The organism is Streptomyces sp. NPDC107521 (assembly GCF_055598485.1).
The window spans coordinates 238,812-257,328 of sequence record NZ_JBVKAT010000002.1; the positions used below are offsets into that span (position 1 = coordinate 238,812).

At 75.9% G+C, this 18,517-nt stretch carries 16 protein-coding genes; 7 read left to right on the forward strand and 9 right to left on the reverse strand.

Annotated features, from left to right (window positions below):
- Positions 1-76: 76 nt before the first annotated feature.
- Positions 77-988, forward strand: a complete 912-nt coding sequence (locus ACZ7LB_RS04190; RefSeq protein ID WP_471465294.1) for an SURF1 family protein — start codon at positions 77-79, stop codon at positions 986-988.
- 205 nt (positions 989-1,193) lie between these two features.
- Here ACZ7LB_RS04190 and ACZ7LB_RS04195 read toward each other — a convergent pair whose 3' ends face one another.
- The 7 genes from ACZ7LB_RS04195 to ACZ7LB_RS04225 form a co-directional block, all read right to left on the reverse strand.
- Complete coding sequence (locus ACZ7LB_RS04195; protein WP_471465295.1) at positions 1,194-2,945, reverse strand: hypothetical protein; 1,752 nt, start codon at positions 2,943-2,945, stop codon at positions 1,194-1,196.
- Positions 2,946-3,148: 203 nt separating this feature from the next.
- Positions 3,149-3,724: a SigE family RNA polymerase sigma factor gene (locus ACZ7LB_RS04200; protein WP_321162670.1), complete on the reverse strand. Its 576-nt coding sequence runs from the start codon at positions 3,722-3,724 to the stop codon at positions 3,149-3,151.
- Positions 3,725-4,304: 580 nt separating this feature from the next.
- Positions 4,305-5,381: an aspartate-semialdehyde dehydrogenase gene (locus ACZ7LB_RS04205; protein ID WP_471465296.1), complete on the reverse strand. Its 1,077-nt coding sequence runs from the start codon at positions 5,379-5,381 to the stop codon at positions 4,305-4,307.
- A complete protein-coding gene (locus ACZ7LB_RS04210) occupies positions 5,381-6,658 on the reverse strand; it encodes an aspartate kinase (RefSeq protein WP_161229497.1) in 1,278 nt (425 codons plus the stop codon). The genes ACZ7LB_RS04205 and ACZ7LB_RS04210 overlap by 1 nt, the downstream gene beginning before the upstream one ends.
- Before the next feature lie 286 nt (positions 6,659-6,944).
- A complete protein-coding gene (locus tag ACZ7LB_RS04215) occupies positions 6,945-7,604 on the reverse strand; it encodes a DUF5063 domain-containing protein (RefSeq protein ID WP_161229498.1) in 660 nt (219 codons plus the stop codon).
- Positions 7,597-8,196, reverse strand: a complete 600-nt coding sequence (gene recR, locus ACZ7LB_RS04220; protein WP_471465297.1) for a recombination mediator RecR — start codon at positions 8,194-8,196, stop codon at positions 7,597-7,599. The genes ACZ7LB_RS04215 and recR overlap by 8 nt, the downstream gene beginning before the upstream one ends.
- Positions 8,197-8,307: 111 nt before the next feature.
- Entirely contained in the window at positions 8,308-8,646 is a 339-nt protein-coding gene (locus tag ACZ7LB_RS04225; RefSeq protein ID WP_161229500.1) for a YbaB/EbfC family nucleoid-associated protein, read from the reverse strand.
- Between the two features lie 278 nt (positions 8,647-8,924).
- On the opposite strand from ACZ7LB_RS04225, the gene ACZ7LB_RS04230 reads away from it, so the two are divergent.
- Together ACZ7LB_RS04230 and ACZ7LB_RS04235 are read left to right on the forward strand one after the other, a co-directional pair.
- Positions 8,925-9,653 carry an SLATT domain-containing protein gene (locus ACZ7LB_RS04230; protein ID WP_471465298.1) on the forward strand — a complete coding sequence of 243 codons (729 nt, stop codon included), beginning with the start codon at positions 8,925-8,927 and terminating at the stop codon, positions 9,651-9,653.
- An 839-nt stretch (positions 9,654-10,492) separates the two neighbouring features.
- On the forward strand, positions 10,493-11,011 hold the full coding sequence (locus ACZ7LB_RS04235) for a hypothetical protein (RefSeq protein ID WP_471465299.1): 519 nt from the start codon (positions 10,493-10,495) through the stop codon (positions 11,009-11,011).
- A 24-nt stretch (positions 11,012-11,035) separates the two neighbouring features.
- On the opposite strand, the gene ACZ7LB_RS04240 is transcribed toward ACZ7LB_RS04235, so the two are convergent.
- Entirely contained in the window at positions 11,036-12,991 is a 1,956-nt protein-coding gene (locus tag ACZ7LB_RS04240) for a serine/threonine-protein kinase (RefSeq protein WP_471465300.1), read from the reverse strand.
- Positions 12,992-13,215: 224 nt separating this feature from the next.
- On the opposite strand from ACZ7LB_RS04240, the gene ACZ7LB_RS04245 reads away from it, so the two are divergent.
- The 4 genes from ACZ7LB_RS04245 (at position 13,216) to ACZ7LB_RS04260 (ending at position 16,978) form a co-directional block, all read left to right on the forward strand.
- Positions 13,216-14,571, forward strand: coding sequence for an aminotransferase class III-fold pyridoxal phosphate-dependent enzyme (locus ACZ7LB_RS04245; protein WP_471465301.1), 1,356 nt, complete (start codon positions 13,216-13,218; stop codon positions 14,569-14,571).
- Positions 14,572-14,726: 155 nt separating this feature from the next.
- A complete protein-coding gene (locus tag ACZ7LB_RS04250) occupies positions 14,727-15,422 on the forward strand; it encodes a GntR family transcriptional regulator (RefSeq protein WP_471465302.1) in 696 nt (231 codons plus the stop codon).
- 244 nt (positions 15,423-15,666) lie between these two features.
- Positions 15,667-16,317, forward strand: coding sequence for a hypothetical protein (locus ACZ7LB_RS04255; protein WP_471465303.1), 651 nt, complete (start codon positions 15,667-15,669; stop codon positions 16,315-16,317).
- Between the two features lie 172 nt (positions 16,318-16,489).
- Complete coding sequence (locus ACZ7LB_RS04260; protein ID WP_471465304.1) at positions 16,490-16,978, forward strand: hypothetical protein; 489 nt, start codon at positions 16,490-16,492, stop codon at positions 16,976-16,978.
- Between the two features lie 103 nt (positions 16,979-17,081).
- On the opposite strand, the gene ACZ7LB_RS04265 is transcribed toward ACZ7LB_RS04260, so the two are convergent.
- Positions 17,082-18,365 (reverse strand): adenylosuccinate synthase, encoded by a 1,284-nt coding sequence (locus ACZ7LB_RS04265; protein ID WP_161229507.1) that lies wholly within the window; start codon positions 18,363-18,365, stop codon positions 17,082-17,084.
- Positions 18,366-18,517: the final 152 nt, after the last annotated feature.

The window sequence follows — 18,517 nt, forward strand, 5'->3', positions numbered from 1 at the left end:
CCAGCCTGTGGACAAAGGGGCGGCCCATGCGCGGCCCGGCCGCCGGGGCGCGGCGGCGGCACCGTACCGTGGGGGCGTGTACCGGTTCCTGCTGACGCCCCGCTGGTGGGGGATCAACGTCTTCGTCCTCCTCGCCATCCCGTTCTGCGTCTTCATGGGCTCCTGGCAGCTCGGCCGGTTCGAGGACCGGGTGCAGAGCCACGAGAGCGCCACCGCGCGGGCCGTCACCGACCGCGACGAGGCCGCCCGGCCGCTGGCGGAGCTGCTCCCCGTGGACAAGGCCACCGTCGGCAAGCAGACCACCGCGCGCGGGCGGTACGGCGAGCAACTGCTCGTGCCGGACCGGACGCTGGACGACCGGCGCGGCTACTACGTGCTGACGCTGCTGCGCACCGGCGGCGGCGAGGCCCTGCCCGTGGTGCGGGGCTGGCTGCCCGGCGACCCCGACCCGGCGAAGGCCCCCGCGCCGCCCCCGGGCGAGGTCACCGTCACCGGCGCCCTCCAGGCCCCCGAGTCGCCCGGCGACAACGGGGTGAGCCCGCGCTCCGGCTGGCCCGCCGGGCAGACCGGCGCCATCAGCGCGGCGTCCCTGGTCAACCTCGTCCCGTACGACGTCCACGACGCCTGGGTCACCCTCAACGAGGGCGACGCGGGGATGCGGACCGTGCCGGTCAGCGCCCCGCAGAACACCGGGCTGGACCTGAAGGCGTTCCAGAACCTCGGCTACACCGCCGAGTGGTTCGCCTTCGTGGGCTTCGTCGTCTTCATGTGGTTCCGGCTGCTGCGCCGCGAGGTCGAGCTGACCCGGGACGCGGAGCTGGGCCTGCTCCCGCCGGACGGCGGGGACCCCGGGACCGGAGCCCCCGGCGACGGGGACACGGACGGCGGGGACACGGACGGCAGGGGCACGGACGGCGGGGGCGCCGGGAGCGGAAGTGCCGCGCCGGCCGACGGCGATGCCCGGCCCGCCACGGCGTCCGCGGTCTGACCCGGGGCCGCTGCCCCGGCGCCTGCCCGGAGGGGGCCGCCCGGCGCCCGGTCCCGGGGCGGGGCCACCTCCGGTGCCCGGTCCGGCGGGCCCGGCGTTCCCGGCCCCGCCCGCCGCGGGCGCACCGCCCCGGCTCCCTCGCGTCCCCCGCGGTCCCTGCCGACGGGGCGGGGCCGCAACCCGCCCCGTTCGGTCCCGGTCGGGGTCAGCCCGCCGGGAGCATCCCCGTCCAGTACACGGTGCCCGCGCAGGCGTTGTCGACGGTGACCGCCGCCGACTCCCCGCCGCCCTCCGGGACGTAGGCCACCGTCACACCGCCCTCGGCCGGCCCCTCCTCGGCGAACAACTGGGGCGTCACGCCCTCCTCGGCGGGCGCCCCGGTGGCGGGACCCTCGCCCCCGGTGGTGGTGTCCTCGCTGGGCGACGGCTCCGGGGTGGGGACGCCGGTGGGGGCCCCCGTGGAACCGCCCGTGCTGCCGCCGCCGGGGGTGGGGCAGGTCTCCGAGGGCACCCAGGCGAACCGCACCTCGTACGACTCCCCCCGCTCCAGCGTCGCGGAGGCCGCCTCCAGCGACGGATCGGGCAGCCCCGCCGCCGCGTCCCCGGCCGCGTGCCGCGCCGTGCCGACCCGGGCCGCCTCGGCGACGCCCAGCGGTACGGAGGCGACGCTGCCGGGGCCGCCGACCACACAGGCCGGGGAGGCGACGTTGGTGACCGTGAACGAGCCGTAGACCGCGCCCGTGGAGTCCGGTTCGGCGCTGCTCGCGAGGACCGGGCCGAAGTCCGCGCCCGAGCAGGCGGGGACGGGGGCCGTGGTGCCGGCGGAGGGCTCGGCGCCGGTGGTCTCCCCGGCCGTGGCGCCGGGCTCCGCGTGCTTCGGCGGGGCCGTGGCCGGCTCGCTCGGCTCCCGGCCGGGCTCGGTGGCCCCGGCCGATCCGGCGATGCCGCCCTGGCCGCCCGCCGGGGACGTGCTCCGGCCGGTGCCGTCCTGGGCCCGCGAGGCGCTGCCCGCGACGGAGGGATCGGCGTCGGCGCCGACGGAGTGCGTGACGTGCACCAGGGCGGGCACCGCGGTGCCCAGGAGGAGGGCGGCGGCGGCCGCGCCGACCAGCGCCTGGCGCCTGCGGGCCCGCCGGGCGGGCACCGCGCGGCGCAGCTGCTCCAGGGTGCCGTCGGCGGGCTCGATGTCCTCGACCGCCGAGCGCAGCATCCTGCGCAGCACCAGTTCGTCGGCCGCGAAGGGGCCGGGGGCCTCCCGGCCGGGCTCCGCCCCGCCGACGGCGCGCGGCGGGACGGCCCCCGGGCGACCCGCGCCCGAGCCGGTCCCGGTGCCCTTGCCGGTTCGGGCGCCGTGCGCGGTACCCGCGCCGTGCGCGGTACCCGCGCCGTGCGCGGTACCGGAACCGGCGGTGCGGGAACCGTCGGCACCCGCGCCGCCGGACACCGCGCCGGTGCCCCGCCCCGCGCCGCCCGCACCGCTCCCGCTGTCCGGCCCCGCCGCACCGGCTCCGTCCCGAGCCGCACCGCCACCGGCCGCACCCTCCGTGGCAACGCCCCCGGCGGTGCGGGAACCGTCGACGCCCAGGCCGCCGGACACCGCGCCGGTGTCCCGCCCCGCACCGCTCCCGGCACCCGTCCGCGCGCCGTCCGTGCCCTCGTCGGCGTCCCTGTCCGTGTCCTGGTCCGGGGCCGGGCCCGTGTCCTGGTCCGGGGCCGCGCCCGTACCCGCGTCCTGCGGGGAGTCCGCGCCGCCGTCCGCCTCCGGGCGGGCGCCGTCCGGGCCGCTCCGGTCGCGGCGGGAGCCGTCGCCGGCTCCGGGCGGGGCGGCGGCCCCGGTGGCCGGGCCCGCGCCCGCGCCCGCCGCGCCGTCGGTGCCCCGACCGGCCGTGGCGGGGGTGTTCCCGTCGGGGGTGTCCCGGCGGGGCCCGGGGCCCTGTTCGTCGGGGCCGTCGTTCACAGTTCCGTTCCCAGCGTGCGTGTGCTTCGGCTCTCGCCCGTGCGCCGCGGCGGCCCCGGCCGGTCCGTGCCCCTCGCGGGCACCGCCGTCCCCGTCCCCGCCACGGCCCCCGCGGTCCCCGCGGTCCCCGCGCCCCTCCCGGGCCGGGCCGTCCGCCCCCCGCGCGTCCTCCCCGCCGGGCCGCGGCCGTACGTCCTCGGCGCTCATACCGGCGCCTCCATGGCCACCCGCAGGGCCGCTATGCCCCGGGAGCCGTACGCCTTGACCGAGCCGATGGATATGCCGAGCGTGTCGGCGACCTGGGACTCGGTCATGTCGGCGAAGTACCGCAGGACCAGCACCTCGCGCTGCCGTCGCTGGAGGCCCTTCATGGCCTTGATCAGCGAGTCGCGCTCCAGCTGGTCGTACGCTCCCTCCTCCGCGCTCGCCATGTCCGGCATCGGCTTGGAGAGCAGCTTGAGGCCGAGGATGCGGCGGCGCAGCGCCGAGCGGGAGAGGTTGACGACGGTCTGGCGCAGGTACGCCAGGGTCTTCTCGGGGTCGCGGACCCGTTTGCGCGCCGAGTGGACGCGTATGAACGCCTCCTGGACGACGTCCTCGCAGGAGGCGGTGTCGTCGAGGAGTAGCGCGGCCAGACCGAGCAGCGACCGGTAGTGGGCGCGGTAGGTCTCGGTGAGGTGGTCGACGGTCGTGCCCGCCGCCACCGTGTCCTCGGCGCCGTCGCGCTGGTTGGGCAGGCCGGCCGGGCGGGTCGCGGGCATCGGCGCGATCACCGGCATGCCACCGGCCGGCGCGCCGGACGGACGGGGACGAGCGGGCCGGAGCTGCCGTACGGGTGCCCGCAGCGCGCTCGCGCGCGTCGTCGCGGTGAAGTCGAGTACCTCTGCCACGCCAGTTGGACACACGCATCCCCGTGAGGGTTGTACGTGCCGGGCGCCCCGTTGTCCGTGCCGGGCGCCGCGTTCCCCCGCCGGCCGCCGGGCAGCCGTCCGTCCGACAGTGCGCCAAGAGCACTCATACGTCCCGTTCTTCCCCTGTGTTCATGGGTGCGCGTCCCCACGCGCGCCCGGCCTCCCCGCGCCGGCCCGCGCCCGGCGCCCCGAAGGGGTGACGGCAAAGACGCCCGCCGTCCTTCGCACGGTTGCGGGGGCGGGAAGGAAAATCCTCCGATGCCACCGGTACCGGCGACAAGTGCTGCGGGATGACGTCCGGATCACGACTCGTTCACGGATCTTACAAACGAACACCGGGACGACCGGGCGCTTCCCCCCGCGGACGGGCGTCCGGCCCGCCCGGCGGAGGGATGTCCGGCCCTGTCGGCCGACGGATGTCCGGCCCGGCCGGGGGGCGCGCGGCCCGTCAGGGGAACTCGGCGGCGACCAGTTCCGCGATCTGCGCGGTGTTCAGCGCTGCGCCCTTGCGCAGGTTGTCCCCGCAGACGAAGAACTCCAGCGCGGTCGGGTCGTCCAGGGCCCGGCGCACCCGGCCCACCCAGGTCGGGTCGGTGCCGACCACGTCGGCGGGGGTGGGGAACTCCCCCGCGGCCGGATCGTCGAAGAGGACCACGCCGGGCGCGGTGGCCAGGATCTCCCGGGCCTTATCGACCGTCACCTCGCCCTCGAAGCGGGCGTGCACGGTCGCGGAGTGCGCGGTCACCACCGGGACCCGCACACAGGTGACGGCGACGGGCAGCCTCGGCAGCCCGAGGATCTTGCGGGACTCGTCGCGGACCTTCATCTCCTCCGAGGACCAGCCGTCCTCGCGCGCGGTCCCGGCCCACGGCACCACGTTCAGCACCACCGGCTCCGGGAACGGCCCGGTGTCGTCGCCGACCGCCCGCCGCAGGTCGCCGGGGCGGGTGCCCAGCTCCGTGCCGGCCACCAGGGAGAGCTGGCGCCGCAGGGTGTCCACGCCGTCCCGGCCCGCCCCGCTCACCGCCTGGAACGCGGAGACCACCAGTTCGCGCAGCCCGTACTCGGCGTGCAGCGCGCCCAGCGCGACGATGACGGATAGGGTCGTGCAGTTGGGGGTGGAGAGGATGCCGCGCGGCCGGATGCGCGCCGCGTGCGCGTTGACCTCGGGCACCACGAGGGGCACCTCCGGGTCCATCCGGAAGGCTCCCGAGTTGTCGACCACCACCACGCCCCGGGCGGCGGCGACCGGCGCCCAGCGGGCGGCCACCTCGTCGGGGACGTCGAACATGGCGACGTCGACCCCGTCGAAGGCCTCCTCGGTGAGCGCGACCACCTCGACCTCCTCCCCGCGCACGGCCAGCTTGCGGCCGGCCGAGCGCGGCGAGGCGATCAGGCGGATGTCGCCCCAGATGTCCGCGTGCTGGGACAGGATCTGGAGCATGACCGTGCCGACGGCACCGGTCGCGCCGACGACGGCCAGGGTCGGCCGCCCGGCGCGCCCGGTCCGCCCGGTGGCGGCCATCAGCGTCCGGTGCCCCCGTAGACGACGGCCTCGTCGCTCTCGGCGTCGAGACCGAAGGCGGTGTGCACGGCGCGCACGGCGTCGAGGACCGAGTCCTTGCGGGTGACGACCGAGATGCGGATCTCGGAGGTCGAGATCAGCTCGATGTTCACGCCCGCGTCGGCCAGCGAGGTGAAGAAGTCGGCGGTGACCCCGGGGTTGGTCTTCATCCCCGCGCCGACCAGGGAGATCTTGCCGATCTGGTCGTCGTAGCGCAGCGAGTCGAAGCCGATGCTGGAACGGTTCCTCTCCAGCGCCTCGATGGCCTTGGGACCCTCGGCCTTCGGCAGGGTGAAGGAGATGTCCGTCAGCCCGGTGGAGGCGGCGGACACGTTCTGCACCACCATGTCGATGTTGACCTGGGCGTCCGCGATGGTGCGGAAGATGACGGCGGCCTCGCCCGGCTTGTCCGGCACGCCGACGACCGTGACCTTGGCCTCTGAGGTGTCGTGCGCGACACCGGAGATGATGGCCTGCTCCACCTGCTTGTCCCCTCGCTTGATCGGCTCGCTGCTGACCCAGGTGCCCGGCAGCCCGCTGAAGCTGGAGCGCACGTGGATCGGGATGTCGTACCGGCGGGCGTACTCCACGCAGCGGTGGAGCAGCACCTTGGAGCCGGAGGCGGCGAGCTCCAGCATGTCCTCGAAGGAGATCCAGTCGATCTTCTTCGCCTTCTTCACCACGCGCGGGTCGGCGGTGAAGACGCCGTCGACATCGGTGTAGATCTCGCAGACGTCCGCGTCGAGCGCGGCGGCGAGGGCGACGGCCGTGGTGTCGGAGCCGCCCCGGCCCAGCGTGGTGATGTCCTTGCTGTCCTGGCTGACGCCCTGGAAGCCGGCCACGATGGCGACGTTGCCCTCGTCCACCGAGGTGCGGATGCGGCCCGGCGTCACATCGATGATGCGGGCCTTGTTGTGGACGGAGTCGGTGATGACCCCCGCCTGGCTGCCGGTGAACGACTGCGCCTCGTGGCCCAGGTTCTTGATGGCCATGGCCAGCAGGGCCATGGAGATCCGCTCCCCGGCGGTCAGCAGCATGTCGAGCTCGCGCCCGGCAGGGATCGGGGAAACCTGCTCCGCGAGATCGATCAGCTCGTCCGTCGTGTCGCCCATCGCGGAAACGACGGCGACCACCTGGTTGCCGCTCTTCTTCGCTTCCACGATCCGCTTGGCGACGCGCTTGATGCCCTCGGCATCGGCTACGGAGGAGCCTCCGTACTTCTGCACGACAAGGCCCACGTGCGCTCCTCGCTCATCCGTCTCTTTCCGCACGTACGTACCCGTACTGCGGTCGGCTCATTTTACCGAGCGTCCACCGTTCCCCCCTGCGGTATCGCATGGTGAGACCGGGGTGCCCGGGGTGGCTCATGCCCAGGAGCCACCGGCCCACTCGGAAAAGTGCCGTGTGTCACACGTTCACAAGCGAATTCCGGCCCGGTCGGCGCAGGGCGTCACCCGGTCGCGGCCCCCGGCCGGGCGGCCGAACGGACGGCCGGGCGGGGCCCGGTGGGCTGCCGGGCGGGGCTCAGACGACGGGCCGCAGTCCCAGCGGTCCGGCGATCTCCTCGACCATGACGCGGCCCGCCTCCGACTCCAGCAGCTCGTCGGCCGGGTCCTGGTCGGTGTCGAGGCCGTCCAGCTCCTCCAGCGGCTGGTTGAGGCGGACGTGGGCGACGACGGACTGGAGGGCGCGCAGGGCCGCCGAGGCGATGGAGCCCCAGTTGGAGAAGTAGGAGAACTGCCACCACCACAGGGCCTCCGTGGTGCGGCCGGCCCGGTAGTGGGCCATGCCGTGGCGCAGGTCGGTCATGACCTCGGTGAGGTCGTGGGAGATGCGGGCGGGCACGGGGGCCCGGCGCGGCTCGTAGGGGTCGAAGACCTCGGAGTAGACGTCGACCGGTTCGAGGATGCGCGCCAGGTTCTCGCGGAGCGCGTCCACGTCCTGCTCCGGGCCCAGGTCGGGCTCGTAGCGCTCCTCGGGGACGATGTCCTCGTGGGCGCCGAGCCGGCCGCCGGCCAGCAGGAGCTGGGAGACCTCCAGGAGGAGGAAGGGCACCGCCGAGTCCGGTTCGTCGCCCTTGGCGACCTCCGTGACGGCGACCAGGAAGCTCTCGACCTGGTCCGCGATCTGGACGGCGAAGTCGTCGGGGTTCTGGTGGGTCGCGTGCAGCGTGGCGTCAGACATCTAGGAGTCGTCTCCCCTCGAAGGCACGGCCGAGGGTCACCTCGTCCGCGTACTCCAGGTCGCCACCCACTGGGAGGCCGCTGGCCAGGCGGGTGACCTTGAGGCCCATGGGCTTGATCATGCGGGCGAGGTAGGTGGCCGTGGCCTCGCCCTCCAGGTTCGGGTCCGTGGCCAGGATCAGCTCGGTGACCGCGCCGTCGGCGAGGCGGGCGAGGAGTTCCCGGATGCGCAGGTCGTCCGGGCCGACACCGTCGATGGGGCTGATCGCGCCGCCGAGCACGTGGTACCGGCCGCGGAACTCGCGGGTGCGCTCGATGGCGACGACGTCCTTGGGCTCCTCCACGACGCAGATGACCGACGTGTCCCGGCGCGGGTCGCGGCAGATGCCGCACCGCTCCTCCTGCGCGACGTTGCCGCAGGTGGCGCAGAAGCGGACCCTGGCCTTGACCTCCGTCAGGGCGTGGGCGAGGCGCCGCACGTCGGCCGGCTCCGCCTGGAGGATGTGGAAGGCGATCCGCTGCGCGCTCTTGGGACCGACGCCGGGCAGCCGCCCCAGTTCGTCGATGAGGTCCTGGACCACGCCTTCGTACAACGGACTGCCGTCCTTTCCGGTTCTCGCACTACGTACGGTAGAGGGCTTCGCCCCGTACCGGGAGGGGTGGGGCGGGAGTGCCGTCCGCCCGGGGCGGGCGGGGCGGCCGGGTCAGAAGGGGAGGCCGGGGATGCCGCCGCCGAGGCCCTGGGCCAGCGGGCCCAGCTTCTGCTGCTGGAGGGCGCGGGCGTTCTCGCCGGCGGCCTGGACGGCGGCCACGACGAGGTCCGCGAGGGTCTCGGTGTCCTCCGGGTCCACCGCCTCCGGGGCGATCACGAGGCCGCGCAGCTCGCCGGAGCCGGTGACGGTGGCCTTCACCAGGCCGCCGCCCGCCTGCCCGTCGACCTCGGTCCTCGCCAGCTCCTCCTGGGCCCGGGAGAGGTCCTGCTGCATCTTCTGGGCCTGCTGGAGCAACTGCTGCATGTTGGGCTGGCCACCACCGGGGATCACGTTCAGCTCCCATCGCCGCTGTCCCCACCGCCGTAGCGCGGCGGGTTTTGCCGTTCGGCACGAGCCTACGTGCTCCGGGCGGCCCTCGCCCCAGCACTCTTTCGAGTGAGTCCGTCCCGCGCCCTATACCTGATCACGGCGCCCTCGCGGGCGGAAAGCCGTTCACGACCGCGTTTCCGCCACCCGTTGGGCGGTAGGAAGGGTGCGGCGCGTCGTCCCCGGGTGCCACAGGAGCGCCGCGGGGTCTTCACGGACGGCGATCAGTAGGGAGTGGCCGGGTGGGTCAGCCGGAGAAGCAGCCCGAGGGGCCGCCGCAGGACGGGCCGGGCGGTGACCTGGCCGGGCGGGCCCTTCCGCTCGGGGACTGGTCCATGCCCGCCGAGCGGCTGGACGAGCTGTACCGGTGGGTGGAGCGGGGCGCGCTGGAGACGGCGGCCTGGTATCTGGCGGACCGCACGGGCAAGCGGCGGGGCGCGCGGCTGCTGCGCTGCGGGGCGGCGGCGGGGACGGTCGGCGGGGCCGCGCTGCCGCTGCTGGACATGACGGGGATCGCGGGCGGGACGGCGCCCTGGGGGTATCTGGCGCTGCTGCTGGGGGCGGCGTGCATGGCCGGGGACCGGTACTTCGGGGTCACGGCCGGGTGGATACGGGACGTGGCGACGGCGCAGGCGGTGCAGCGGCGGCTGCGGTCGCTCCAGTTCGACTGGGCCTCGGAGAGCGTGCGGGAGGTGCTGGGGCCCGCGGACGGCACGGCGAGCGAGGCCGCGGACCGGTGCCTGCTGGTGCTGCGGCGCTTCTCGGAGGACGTGGCGGAGCTGGTGCGGGTGGAGACGGCGGACTGGATGGCGGGCCTGCGCTCCGGCCCGGCCCCGCTCGCGCTCCAGGCGCCGCCGGTGGCCGCCGCCCGCCAGGAGCCCGGCGGCGCCGGGACCGCGGGCCGCTTCTCGCTCCCGGGGAGCGGCCCCCGCCCCAACATGCCGCGCCAGCGCCCCCCGGAACCGCGCTGACCGGAGCCCGCGCGGGGGCCGCCCCCTCCCGGGGCCACCGCCCCGCACCGGGTGGCCGCCTCCGGCCCGGGGTCACCCCGCGCCGGACGACCGGCCCGCCGCGTCCGGCCACCGCGCGGAGCCGGGCCCCGCAGGTCCGGCACCACCCCCGTGCCCGGGTTGCCCGGCGCCGGGGGCCGGGGGCCAGGGGCCGCCCGGCGTACCGGCCCGCCGTTCGCGACCCCGGCCCCCGCCCGGCCCCGTCCCGTCCCGTCCCGGCCCCGTCCCGTCCCGGCCCGTCCCGGCCCCGTCCCGTCCCGGCCCGGCCCGGCCCCGATGAGGCTCGGTTCGGCCGCGCCCCCGGGTCATCGCCTCCGGGCTCGGCGTCCACGACGGCGGACGGAGGCTCGCGCCGGGCCTCCGGACCCGTACCGCTGTCGTGGCCCGGCCCGGCCGCGGGCACCGCACCTTCCCCCGGGGCGGGCCGCCTCGCGCCGTACCCCGGCCCGCCGCGGCCGTGCCCTCCTCACCCCGGCCCCCGGCCCCGGCCTCGGCACGCACCCCCGCGCCCCGGCCCCCGCGCCCCGGCCCTCGGGCCCGGGCCCCCGGACCCCGGGTCCTGGCGCCGGGAGGCCGCCCGGTCCGTCCTACGGCGCGGGTCCCGCGCACCGTGCGCTGGCTCGGCCCCTCCCCTCGGCCCGTACGCCCAATACCCTTGCCTCCTAGGGGTGGACAGTATCGCCCGGCGCCTGCCATGCTTCCCGTGCCGGCGGGGCAGGGCGCCCCGGACGCACGGTGCGGCGGCGCGGGAGTGTCCGCGGGCGCACGGGTGCGCGGCACGACGGATTCGGGGGCAGGACATGATCCACATCACGCTCGGGCGGATGCGCTACGTCGACCCGCGGGAGGACCAGCTCGGCCGCGACCACGTGGGCTGGGACGAGAACATGGGCGAGGCGGCGCTGTTCCGCGCCAACCGCGGCTGCTGGGTCCTGGGCGAGCGCGCCGAGCGCGAGCAGTACGCCCTGTTCTCGGCCGAGGGGCTGGTCCGCCTGGCCGTCGAGATCGACCGCCTGGTCCCCGTGGCCGGGGGGCGCAAGGCCATCGAGGGCCGCTGGCTGGCGGCGGGCGACCCGGTCCACGACGCCTACGTCGGCGGCGCGCCGCCCGTCGGCGTGGTCCGCAACCCGGTCACCTACTTCGACTCCCCGCACGGCGCCCGCGCCTGCTACTGCGGCTGCGGCGAACCGGTCCCCACCGGCTGGTTCCTGGCCGGGCACGACCAGAAGGCCCTGCACGCCCGGGTGGCGCGGATCGGCACCGTCCGGGAGTTCATCGACTGGTTCGACCGCACCTGCCCCGAGCCCCCGGCCGGCTGAGGCACGGCGCCCGCCCCCGCCGGGTCACTCGCGCCGGTAGGTGAGGGCCTCGCCGTCGGGGCCGGACCGCCGGAGCCCCCCGTCGGGCAGCAGGGTCACCTCGGTGGCGGGGCCGGGGTTGCAGGAGGAGGCGGGGCCCGAGGTGACCCGGGACGGGCCGATGTGGAGGGTGCCGCCGCCGTCGGGCGCGGTGCTCAGCTCCGCCTCGAAGACGCAGCGGTAGGTGCCGCCGCCCGCGGGGCCGTCGGCGACGAGGGAGAGCACCGTGTCCCCCACCCCGCCCTGCCGGATGGTGAGGCTGCGCCCGTGCTCACCGGAGTCGTTGCTGATGGCGGCGGTCCAGGTGCCGAGGTAGCCGTCCGGGACGGTGCCCGCGGCCGGGGAGGACGGCGGGGGCGATTCCGGGGGCGCGGTGGTCCGCGTCCCGGCACCGGCCGTCGGGCCCCGGGTGGGCTCCGCGGTCGGCGCCGGGGGCGGGCCGTCATCCGCCCGGTCGACCTTCCCGGTCATCACGGCGTACACCGCGCCCCCGGCGCCGAGCGCCACCACCAGGGCGATCACGACCAGCAGCACCGTCGAGGGCCCCCGGCGCCGGGTCTCCGGGGCGGGACCGTACGGCGGAAGGGGCCCGTACGGCGGGGTGGGCCCGTAGGGCGGCGTCGCGCCGTACGGCGGGTGCGCCGCGGGGGGCTGCGGGGGAGCGCCGTAGGGGGCCTGCCCGTAGGGGGCGGGTGCTCCGTACGGCGCGGGCGGGCCCGCGTTCCAGGCCGGGGCGGCGTACCCGGGGCCGGCGTACCCGGGCGCGGCGTCGTGCGGCGGCGCGGGCGGGGGCCCGTAGCCGGGGTGGGCGGCGGCCGGGTGCCCGGTCGCCTGACCGGGCGGCGGGGTCGGACCCGCGAACCGCGTGGCCGGGCCGTCCGGCGGGGCCGGGCCGTCCGGCGGGGGCAGGGGCGCCGTCGGGGCCCCCGCGGGGCGGTCCGGGGCCCCGAGGTCCGCCACCAGGGTCCGCCCGGGTCGGTCCCCCTCGCCCCGGACCGGGGACCCGGGCTCCCCCGGTCCCTCCGGGTTCTCCGTGTCCAGCAGCCGCACCGCGTGGCGGCCGAGCTGGGCGACCAGGGTGCCGGGCAGCCACGGGTCCCGGGAGCGCCCGTCGGCCACGGTGTCCAGGGCGCCGGTGCGGGCCAGGACCGCGTCCAGGCCGGGACGGGCCGCCGGGTCCTTGCGCAGGCAGTCGCGGACGAGGTCGGCGAGGCCCTCGGGGACGCCCGTGAGGTCGGGCTCCTCCCGGGCGATGCGGAACATCAGCGCGTGCCCGCCGCTGTCGGCGGAGCCGAACGGCGTCCTCCCGGTGGCCGCGAAGGCCAGCACCGACCCCAGGCAGAACACGTCGCACGCCGGGGTGATCCGGTCCCCCCGCACCTGCTCCGGCGCCATGAACCCGGGCGAGCCGACCAGCGCGCCGGTCCGGGTCAGCCCGTCGTCGGCCACCGTCTCCAGGGCCCGCGCGATGCCGAAGTCGATGACCCGGGGGCCGTCGATGGTGACGAGCACGTTGGACGGCTTGAGGTCGCGGTGCACGATCCCGGCCGCGTGGATGTCCTTGAGGGCGAAGGCGAGCCCCGCCGCCAGCGTCCGCACCGACCGCTCGGGCAGCGCCCCGTGGTCGTGGCCGACGACCCGCTGGAGGCTCGGCCCGGCGACGTAGCCGGTGGCGACCCACGGCACGGCGGCCTCGGTGTCCGCGTCCAGCACCGGCGCCGTCCAGTACCCGCCGACCCGGCGCGCGGACCGCACCTCCTGGCGGAACCGCTCCCGGAACTCCTCCAGCGCGGCCAGCTCCCCGCGGACGAGCTTGACGGCGACCGTGCGGCCCCGGTCCGACCGGGCCAGGTAGACGTCCCCCATGCCGCCCGCGCCCAGCCGCCCCAGCAGCCGGTACGCCCCGATGTGCTGCGGGTCCCCGTCCCCGAGCTCGCGCATGTCCCCGTCGCCTTCCCCCGAGCCTGAGCAACAGACCGAAGGATAGGCCGGGGCGGTCACGGAGCGGGACGGTCCCGTCCACGGTTCCGTAACAGGCCCGGCGCCGTGTGCCGCGCGGCCTCCGGGGCCGCCGCCGGGCCCGTCGGCAGTCTGTCGCGGAACGCCCGGCACCCCGTACCGGACGCCGGTACCCCCGCGCGGCGCGGGCCTCTACCCTCGGCCGCATGACCCTCCAGCCCAACCCCCAGGCCGGCGCCGCCGTGAAGGCCGCGGACCGCGCGCACGTCTTCCACTCCTGGTCCGCCCAGGACCTCATCGACCCGCTCGCCGTCGCCGGCGCCGAGGGGTCGTACTTCTGGGACTACGACGGCAGGCGCTACCTCGACTTCGCCAGCGGGCTCGTCTTCACCAACATCGGCTACCAGCACCCCCGGGTCGTCGCCGCGATCCAGGAGCAGGCGGCCCGGATGACGACCTTCGCCCCGGCCTTCGCCGTCGGGGCGCGCTCGGAGGCGGCGCGGCTGATCGCCGAGCGCACCCCCGGCGACCTGGACAGGATCTTCTTCACCAACGGCGGCGCCGACGCCGTGGAGCACGCGGTGCGCATGGCGCGGCTGCACACCGGCCGCCCCAAGGTGCTCTCGGCGTACCGCTCCTACCACGGCGGCACCCAGCAGGCCGTCAACATCACCGGCGACCCGCGCCGCTGGCCGTCCGACGGGGGCACCGCCGGGGTCGTCCGCTTCTGGACGCCCTACCTGTACCGCACCCGCTTCTACGCGCGGACCGAGGAGGAGGAGTGCGCGCGGGCGCTGGAGCACCTGGAGACGACCATCGCCTTCGAGGGCCCCGGCACCGTCGCGGCGGTGATCCTGGAGACCGTCCCGGGCACCGCGGGCATCATGACCCCGCCGCCCGGCTACCTCGCCGGGGTCCGCGCGATCTGCGACGCCCACGGCATCGTCCTGATCCTGGACGAGGTCATGGCCGGGTTCGGCCGGACCGGCGAGTGGTTCGCGGCCGGCCTGTACGACGTGGTGCCCGATCTGATGACCTTCGCCAAGGGCGTGAACTCCGGCTACGTGCCGCTGGGCGGCGTCGCGATCTCCGACCGGATCGCCGCGACCTTCGCCGAGCGCCCCTACCCCGGCGGCCTCACCTACTCCGGGCACCCGCTGGCCTGCGCCGCCGCCGTCGCCACCATCAACGTGATGGAGGACGAGGGCGTGGTGCGCAACGCGGCCCGGCTCGGCTCCGAGGTCCTCGGCCCGGCGCTGCGCGCCCTGGCCGAGCGGCACCCCAGCGTGGGCGAGGTGCGCGGGGTCGGCATGTTCTGGGCGCTGGAGCTGGTCCGCGACCGCGCCACCCGCGAACCGCTGGTCCCCTACAACGCCACCGGCCCGGACAACACCCCGATGGCCGCGTTCGCCGCCACCGCCAAGAGCCACGGCCTGTGGCCCTTCGTGAACATGAACCGCACCCATGTGGTGCCGCCGTGCACCATCACCGAGGCCGAGCTGAAGGAGGGCCTGGCGGTGCTGGACACGGCGCTGTCCGTGGCGGACGGCTACACCGTCTGAGGGCCGTCCCCGCTCCCCGCCCGCCCCGCGCCGCACCGCGCCCCCGGTCCACCGCGCCCGGGGGCCGCGGTGCGAGCGCGTAAGGTGGCGTGCCCGTACCGGCGGGACGCGGTCCCGCGTCCCGCCGCCGCACGCGACGAGGAGACCGCACGACCATGCCCGGCACCAGCGGCAGCGCCGTGACGCGCAGCACCCTGCGCCAGCAGCTCGCCGACGCGCTCCGCGACGAGGTGCTGGCCGGACGGCTCCAGCCCGGGCAGGCGTTCACCGTCCGGGAGATCGCGGACCAGTACGGGGTGTCCGCGACCCCGGTGCGGGAGGCCCTGGTCGACCTGTCCGCGCAGGGCCTCCTGGACGCCGACCACCACCGGGGCTTCCGGGTCCACGAGTACTCGGTCGAGGACTTCCGGGGCATGGTGCGGGCCCGGGGGCTCGTCACCGACGGGATGTTCCTCGCCCTGGAGCGCCGCCCGTCCGGGCCCGGCGCCGAGGAGCAGCGGCCCGTCGCCGCCCTCGCCGCGGTGCGCCGCCGGGGCGAGGAGGCCCAGCGCGCCGCCGCCGCCGGTGACCTCACCGTGCTGATCGGCTACGACCTGCGGTACTGGCGCGAGCTGGGCGCCCTGTTCGGCAACCCGTACCTCTCCGACTTCCTGCACCGGCTGCGGGTGCAGAGCTGGGTGTGCACGGTGCAGCACCTGCGCCGCCTCGGCGATCTGCGCGGCACCCTCTGGTCCGGGCACACCGAACTCGTCGACACCCTCACCCGCCGCGACTACCCGGCCGCCCGCTCCCTCGTCGACGCCTACAACGCGCACTCCATCGCGCTGATCGAGCGGCTCACCGGCCGGTGACGGCGCCGCACCGGGCCGGTCCGCGGGCCGGGCGCCCGGTGCCGGGCGGACACCGGACGCACCCCCTCCGGCCCCCGTGCGGGCCCGGGGCGGGACCCGGCCGGACACAGAGCCGGACACCGGGCCGGTACGGGGCGGGCGGCGGGCGGGCCCGGGACGGGCACCGGGCGGGCGCGAGGCGGGCGCACCCGTCATCCGCACCGACTACGCTGCCCTGACCACCGTCCTGTGTGAGGAGCCCTCTTTGGCCTGTGACCTGTGGCTGGTACCGCTCGTCGACATCCTGTGCCACACCCCGGACAACCCGTTCGCCGAGGAACTCGCGCAGTACGACAAGGTGCTGGCCGAGGCCGGGCTGCCACCGGTGCCGGTCCACCCGTACATGCCGGGCCTGTCCGGCGAGGTCGCCCCCGTCGCCGGCTTCGACTACGACGCGCTGCACCTGCTGCGCCGGGCCCACCTGCTGGGGATCTGCGGGCTGCCGGTCACCCCGGTCGACGAACTGGGCGGCGACTACGAGCAGTTGCTGGAGATGTTCGAGCCGACGGCCCAGCAGTCGCATCTGGTCTGGCACTACGACCACGCGGGCGCGTACATCCCCGTCGACTTCCCGCACCCGCTGGCCGACGACGAACTCCTCGCGGGCGGCGGCCCGCTGGGCTCCTCGCACGCCCTGCTGCGGGAGCTGCAGACGGTCGCCCCGGTGCTCGGCATCGATCCCGCCAACCCCCCGGCCGCGCCCCGGCCGCCGCTGGGCCCCACGGAGCTGGAGGAACCGGCCGCCCCCGCCCCGGACGACCCGAGCCCCTTCGCCCGGGAGCGCCATGTGTGGCTCGGCCTGCACGCGGCGGCGACCCGGAGCCTGGCCCAGGGGTCGATGATCGTCCTGAGCTGACCGGCGGCCGACGCCCCGCGCCGGGCCCGGGGCACGTCCCCGGAACGGCGCTTTCCCGGCGCTTTCCCACCCCCGGTGGCGAGTTGTCGCCGTTGTCCGGATCACCGGGCCCGTGGCAGAGTCGCGGCACCGGGCGGGCAGGCACCGGAGCGGGTTCGGGGAGGGACCGTTGATGACGGTGACCGGAGGACGGACGATACGGCGGGCCGTGTGCGCGACGGCCGTGGCGGCGGCACTGGTCTGCGCGGCGGTGGCACCGGCCGTCGCCGCGGGCGGACCGGGCGGCGCGGCACCGGGCGCGGCGCCCGCGCCGGTGGCGGCGCGGGTCCTGGGCGACCCGACGCCCCAGGAGCGGGAACGGCTCCGCGAGGTGGCCGGGGCGATCTGGACCCCGGCCCTGGCGGCCGGCTGGGACATGAACGCGGACGTCGCCGACGTCCTGTCGACGGCCACCGGCGAGATCCTGCGGTGCAGCGAGGCGTTCGCCCTCGTGCCCCGCCCGCCGGGCTTCGTCCCGGGCCTGGGCTACCTCGTGGACTACTGGGAGAACCTCCGCGAGTACTTCCTCGTGGTGCGGGAGAACCGCACGTACCGCCCGTGCGTGGTCACGGTCGCGGCGTCCTACCGGTCCGCGATCGAGCTGGCCTCCATGGGCGTCTGAGCCCCGGGCCCCCGGCGTGGCTCCACCGCGCCGGGCCCCGACGCCGTCCGCCCCCGGCCGCGCGGGGCGGACGGGGGCGGACGGACAGGACGACCGGCCGGGGCTACAGGAACGAGTTGATCTCGATCGTCTCGTCCCGGCCCGGGCCCACGCCGATCGCGGAGATCGGGGCGCCGGACATCTCCTCCAGCGCCTTGACGTACGCCTGGGCGTTCTTCGGCAGGTCGGAGAAGGACTTCGCGCCGGTGATGTCCTCGCTCCAGCCCGGGAGCATCTCGTAGACCGGCTTCGCGTGGTGGAAGTCGGTCTGCGAGTACGGCAGCTCCTCGACCCGGCGGCCGTCGATCTCGTACGCCACGCAGACCGGGATCTGCTCCCAGCCGGTGAGGACGTCCAGCTTGGTGAGGAAGAAGTCGGTCAGGCCGTTCACACGGGTCGCGTAGCGGGCGATGACCGCGTCGAACCAGCCGCAGCGGCGGTCGCGGCCGGTGGTGACCCCGCGCTCGCCGCCGATCCGGCGCAGCGCCTCGCCGTCCTCGTCGAACAGCTCCGTCGGGAACGGTCCGGCGCCGACGCGCGTGGTGTACGCCTTCAGGATGCCGATGACCCGACTGATCCGGGTCGGGCCGACGCCCGCACCGGTGCAGGCGCCGCCGGCGGTCGGGTTGGAGGAGGTGACGAACGGGTACGTGCCGTGGTCGATGTCCAGCAGCGTGCCCTGGCCGCCCTCGAAGAGGACGACCTTGTCGTCGTCCAGCGCCTGGTTGAGGACCAGGACGGTGTCCGTCACATAGGGGCGCAGCTTGTCCGCGTACTCCAGCAGCTCGCCGACCACCTGGTCGACGGCGATGGCGCGCCGGTTGTAGAGCTTCGTGAGCATCTGGTTCTTGACGTCGAGCGCCGCCTCCACCTTCTGGGTGAGGATCGACTCGTCGTAGAGGTCCTGGACGCGGATGCCGACGCGGTTGATCTTGTCGGCGTAGGTCGGGCCGATGCCCCGGCCGGTGGTGCCGATCCTGCGCTTGCCGAGGAAGCGTTCCGTCACCTTGTCGACGGTCACGTTGTACGGCGTGATGATGTGGGCGTTCCCACTGATCAGCAGCTTGGACGTGTCGACGCCGCGCTCGTTGAGACCACTCAGCTCGGAGAGCAGGACCGAGGGGTCGACCACGACCCCGTTTCCGATGACCGGCGTGCAGCCGGGGGAGAGGATGCCGGAAGGAAGCAGGTGCAGGGCATACTTCTGGTCGCCCACGACCACCGTGTGGCCTGCGTTGTTACCTCCCTGGTAACGGACCACGTAGTCGACCGACCCGCCGAGCAGGTCCGTGGCCTTCCCCTTGCCCTCGTCACCCCACTGAGCACCGAGCAGCACAAGTGCGGGCACGCGCGTACACCCCTTCCGGGCGGGGCATGTCCAAGGTCGAGAGCGTGCACGGAGGGTTTCCGCCGCGTACACCGCGACCGTCGTCGGTCGCCAACCGTCGGACCGGATGCCCCGGAATAGACGAAGCCCCTGGCGCAAGAGCGCAAGGGGCT

Coding starts and splice junctions, on each gene's coding strand:
- ACZ7LB_RS04200 (WP_321162670.1), bottom strand. CDS start 3,724: ATGCCGGTGATCGCGCCGATGCCCGCGACCCGCCCGGCCGGCCTGCCC.
- ACZ7LB_RS04205 (WP_471465296.1), bottom strand. CDS start 5,381: ATGGCCGCCACCGGGCGGACCGGGCGCGCCGGGCGGCCGACCCTGGCC.
- ACZ7LB_RS04215 (WP_161229498.1), bottom strand. CDS start 7,604: ATGTCTGACGCCACGCTGCACGCGACCCACCAGAACCCCGACGACTTC.
- ACZ7LB_RS04235 (WP_471465299.1), top strand. CDS start 10,493: ATGATCCACATCACGCTCGGGCGGATGCGCTACGTCGACCCGCGGGAG.
- ACZ7LB_RS04240 (WP_471465300.1), bottom strand. CDS start 12,991: ATGCGCGAGCTCGGGGACGGGGACCCGCAGCACATCGGGGCGTACCGG.
- ACZ7LB_RS04245 (WP_471465301.1), top strand. CDS start 13,216: ATGACCCTCCAGCCCAACCCCCAGGCCGGCGCCGCCGTGAAGGCCGCG.
- ACZ7LB_RS04250 (WP_471465302.1), top strand. CDS start 14,727: ATGCCCGGCACCAGCGGCAGCGCCGTGACGCGCAGCACCCTGCGCCAG.
- ACZ7LB_RS04260 (WP_471465304.1), top strand. CDS start 16,490: ATGACGGTGACCGGAGGACGGACGATACGGCGGGCCGTGTGCGCGACG.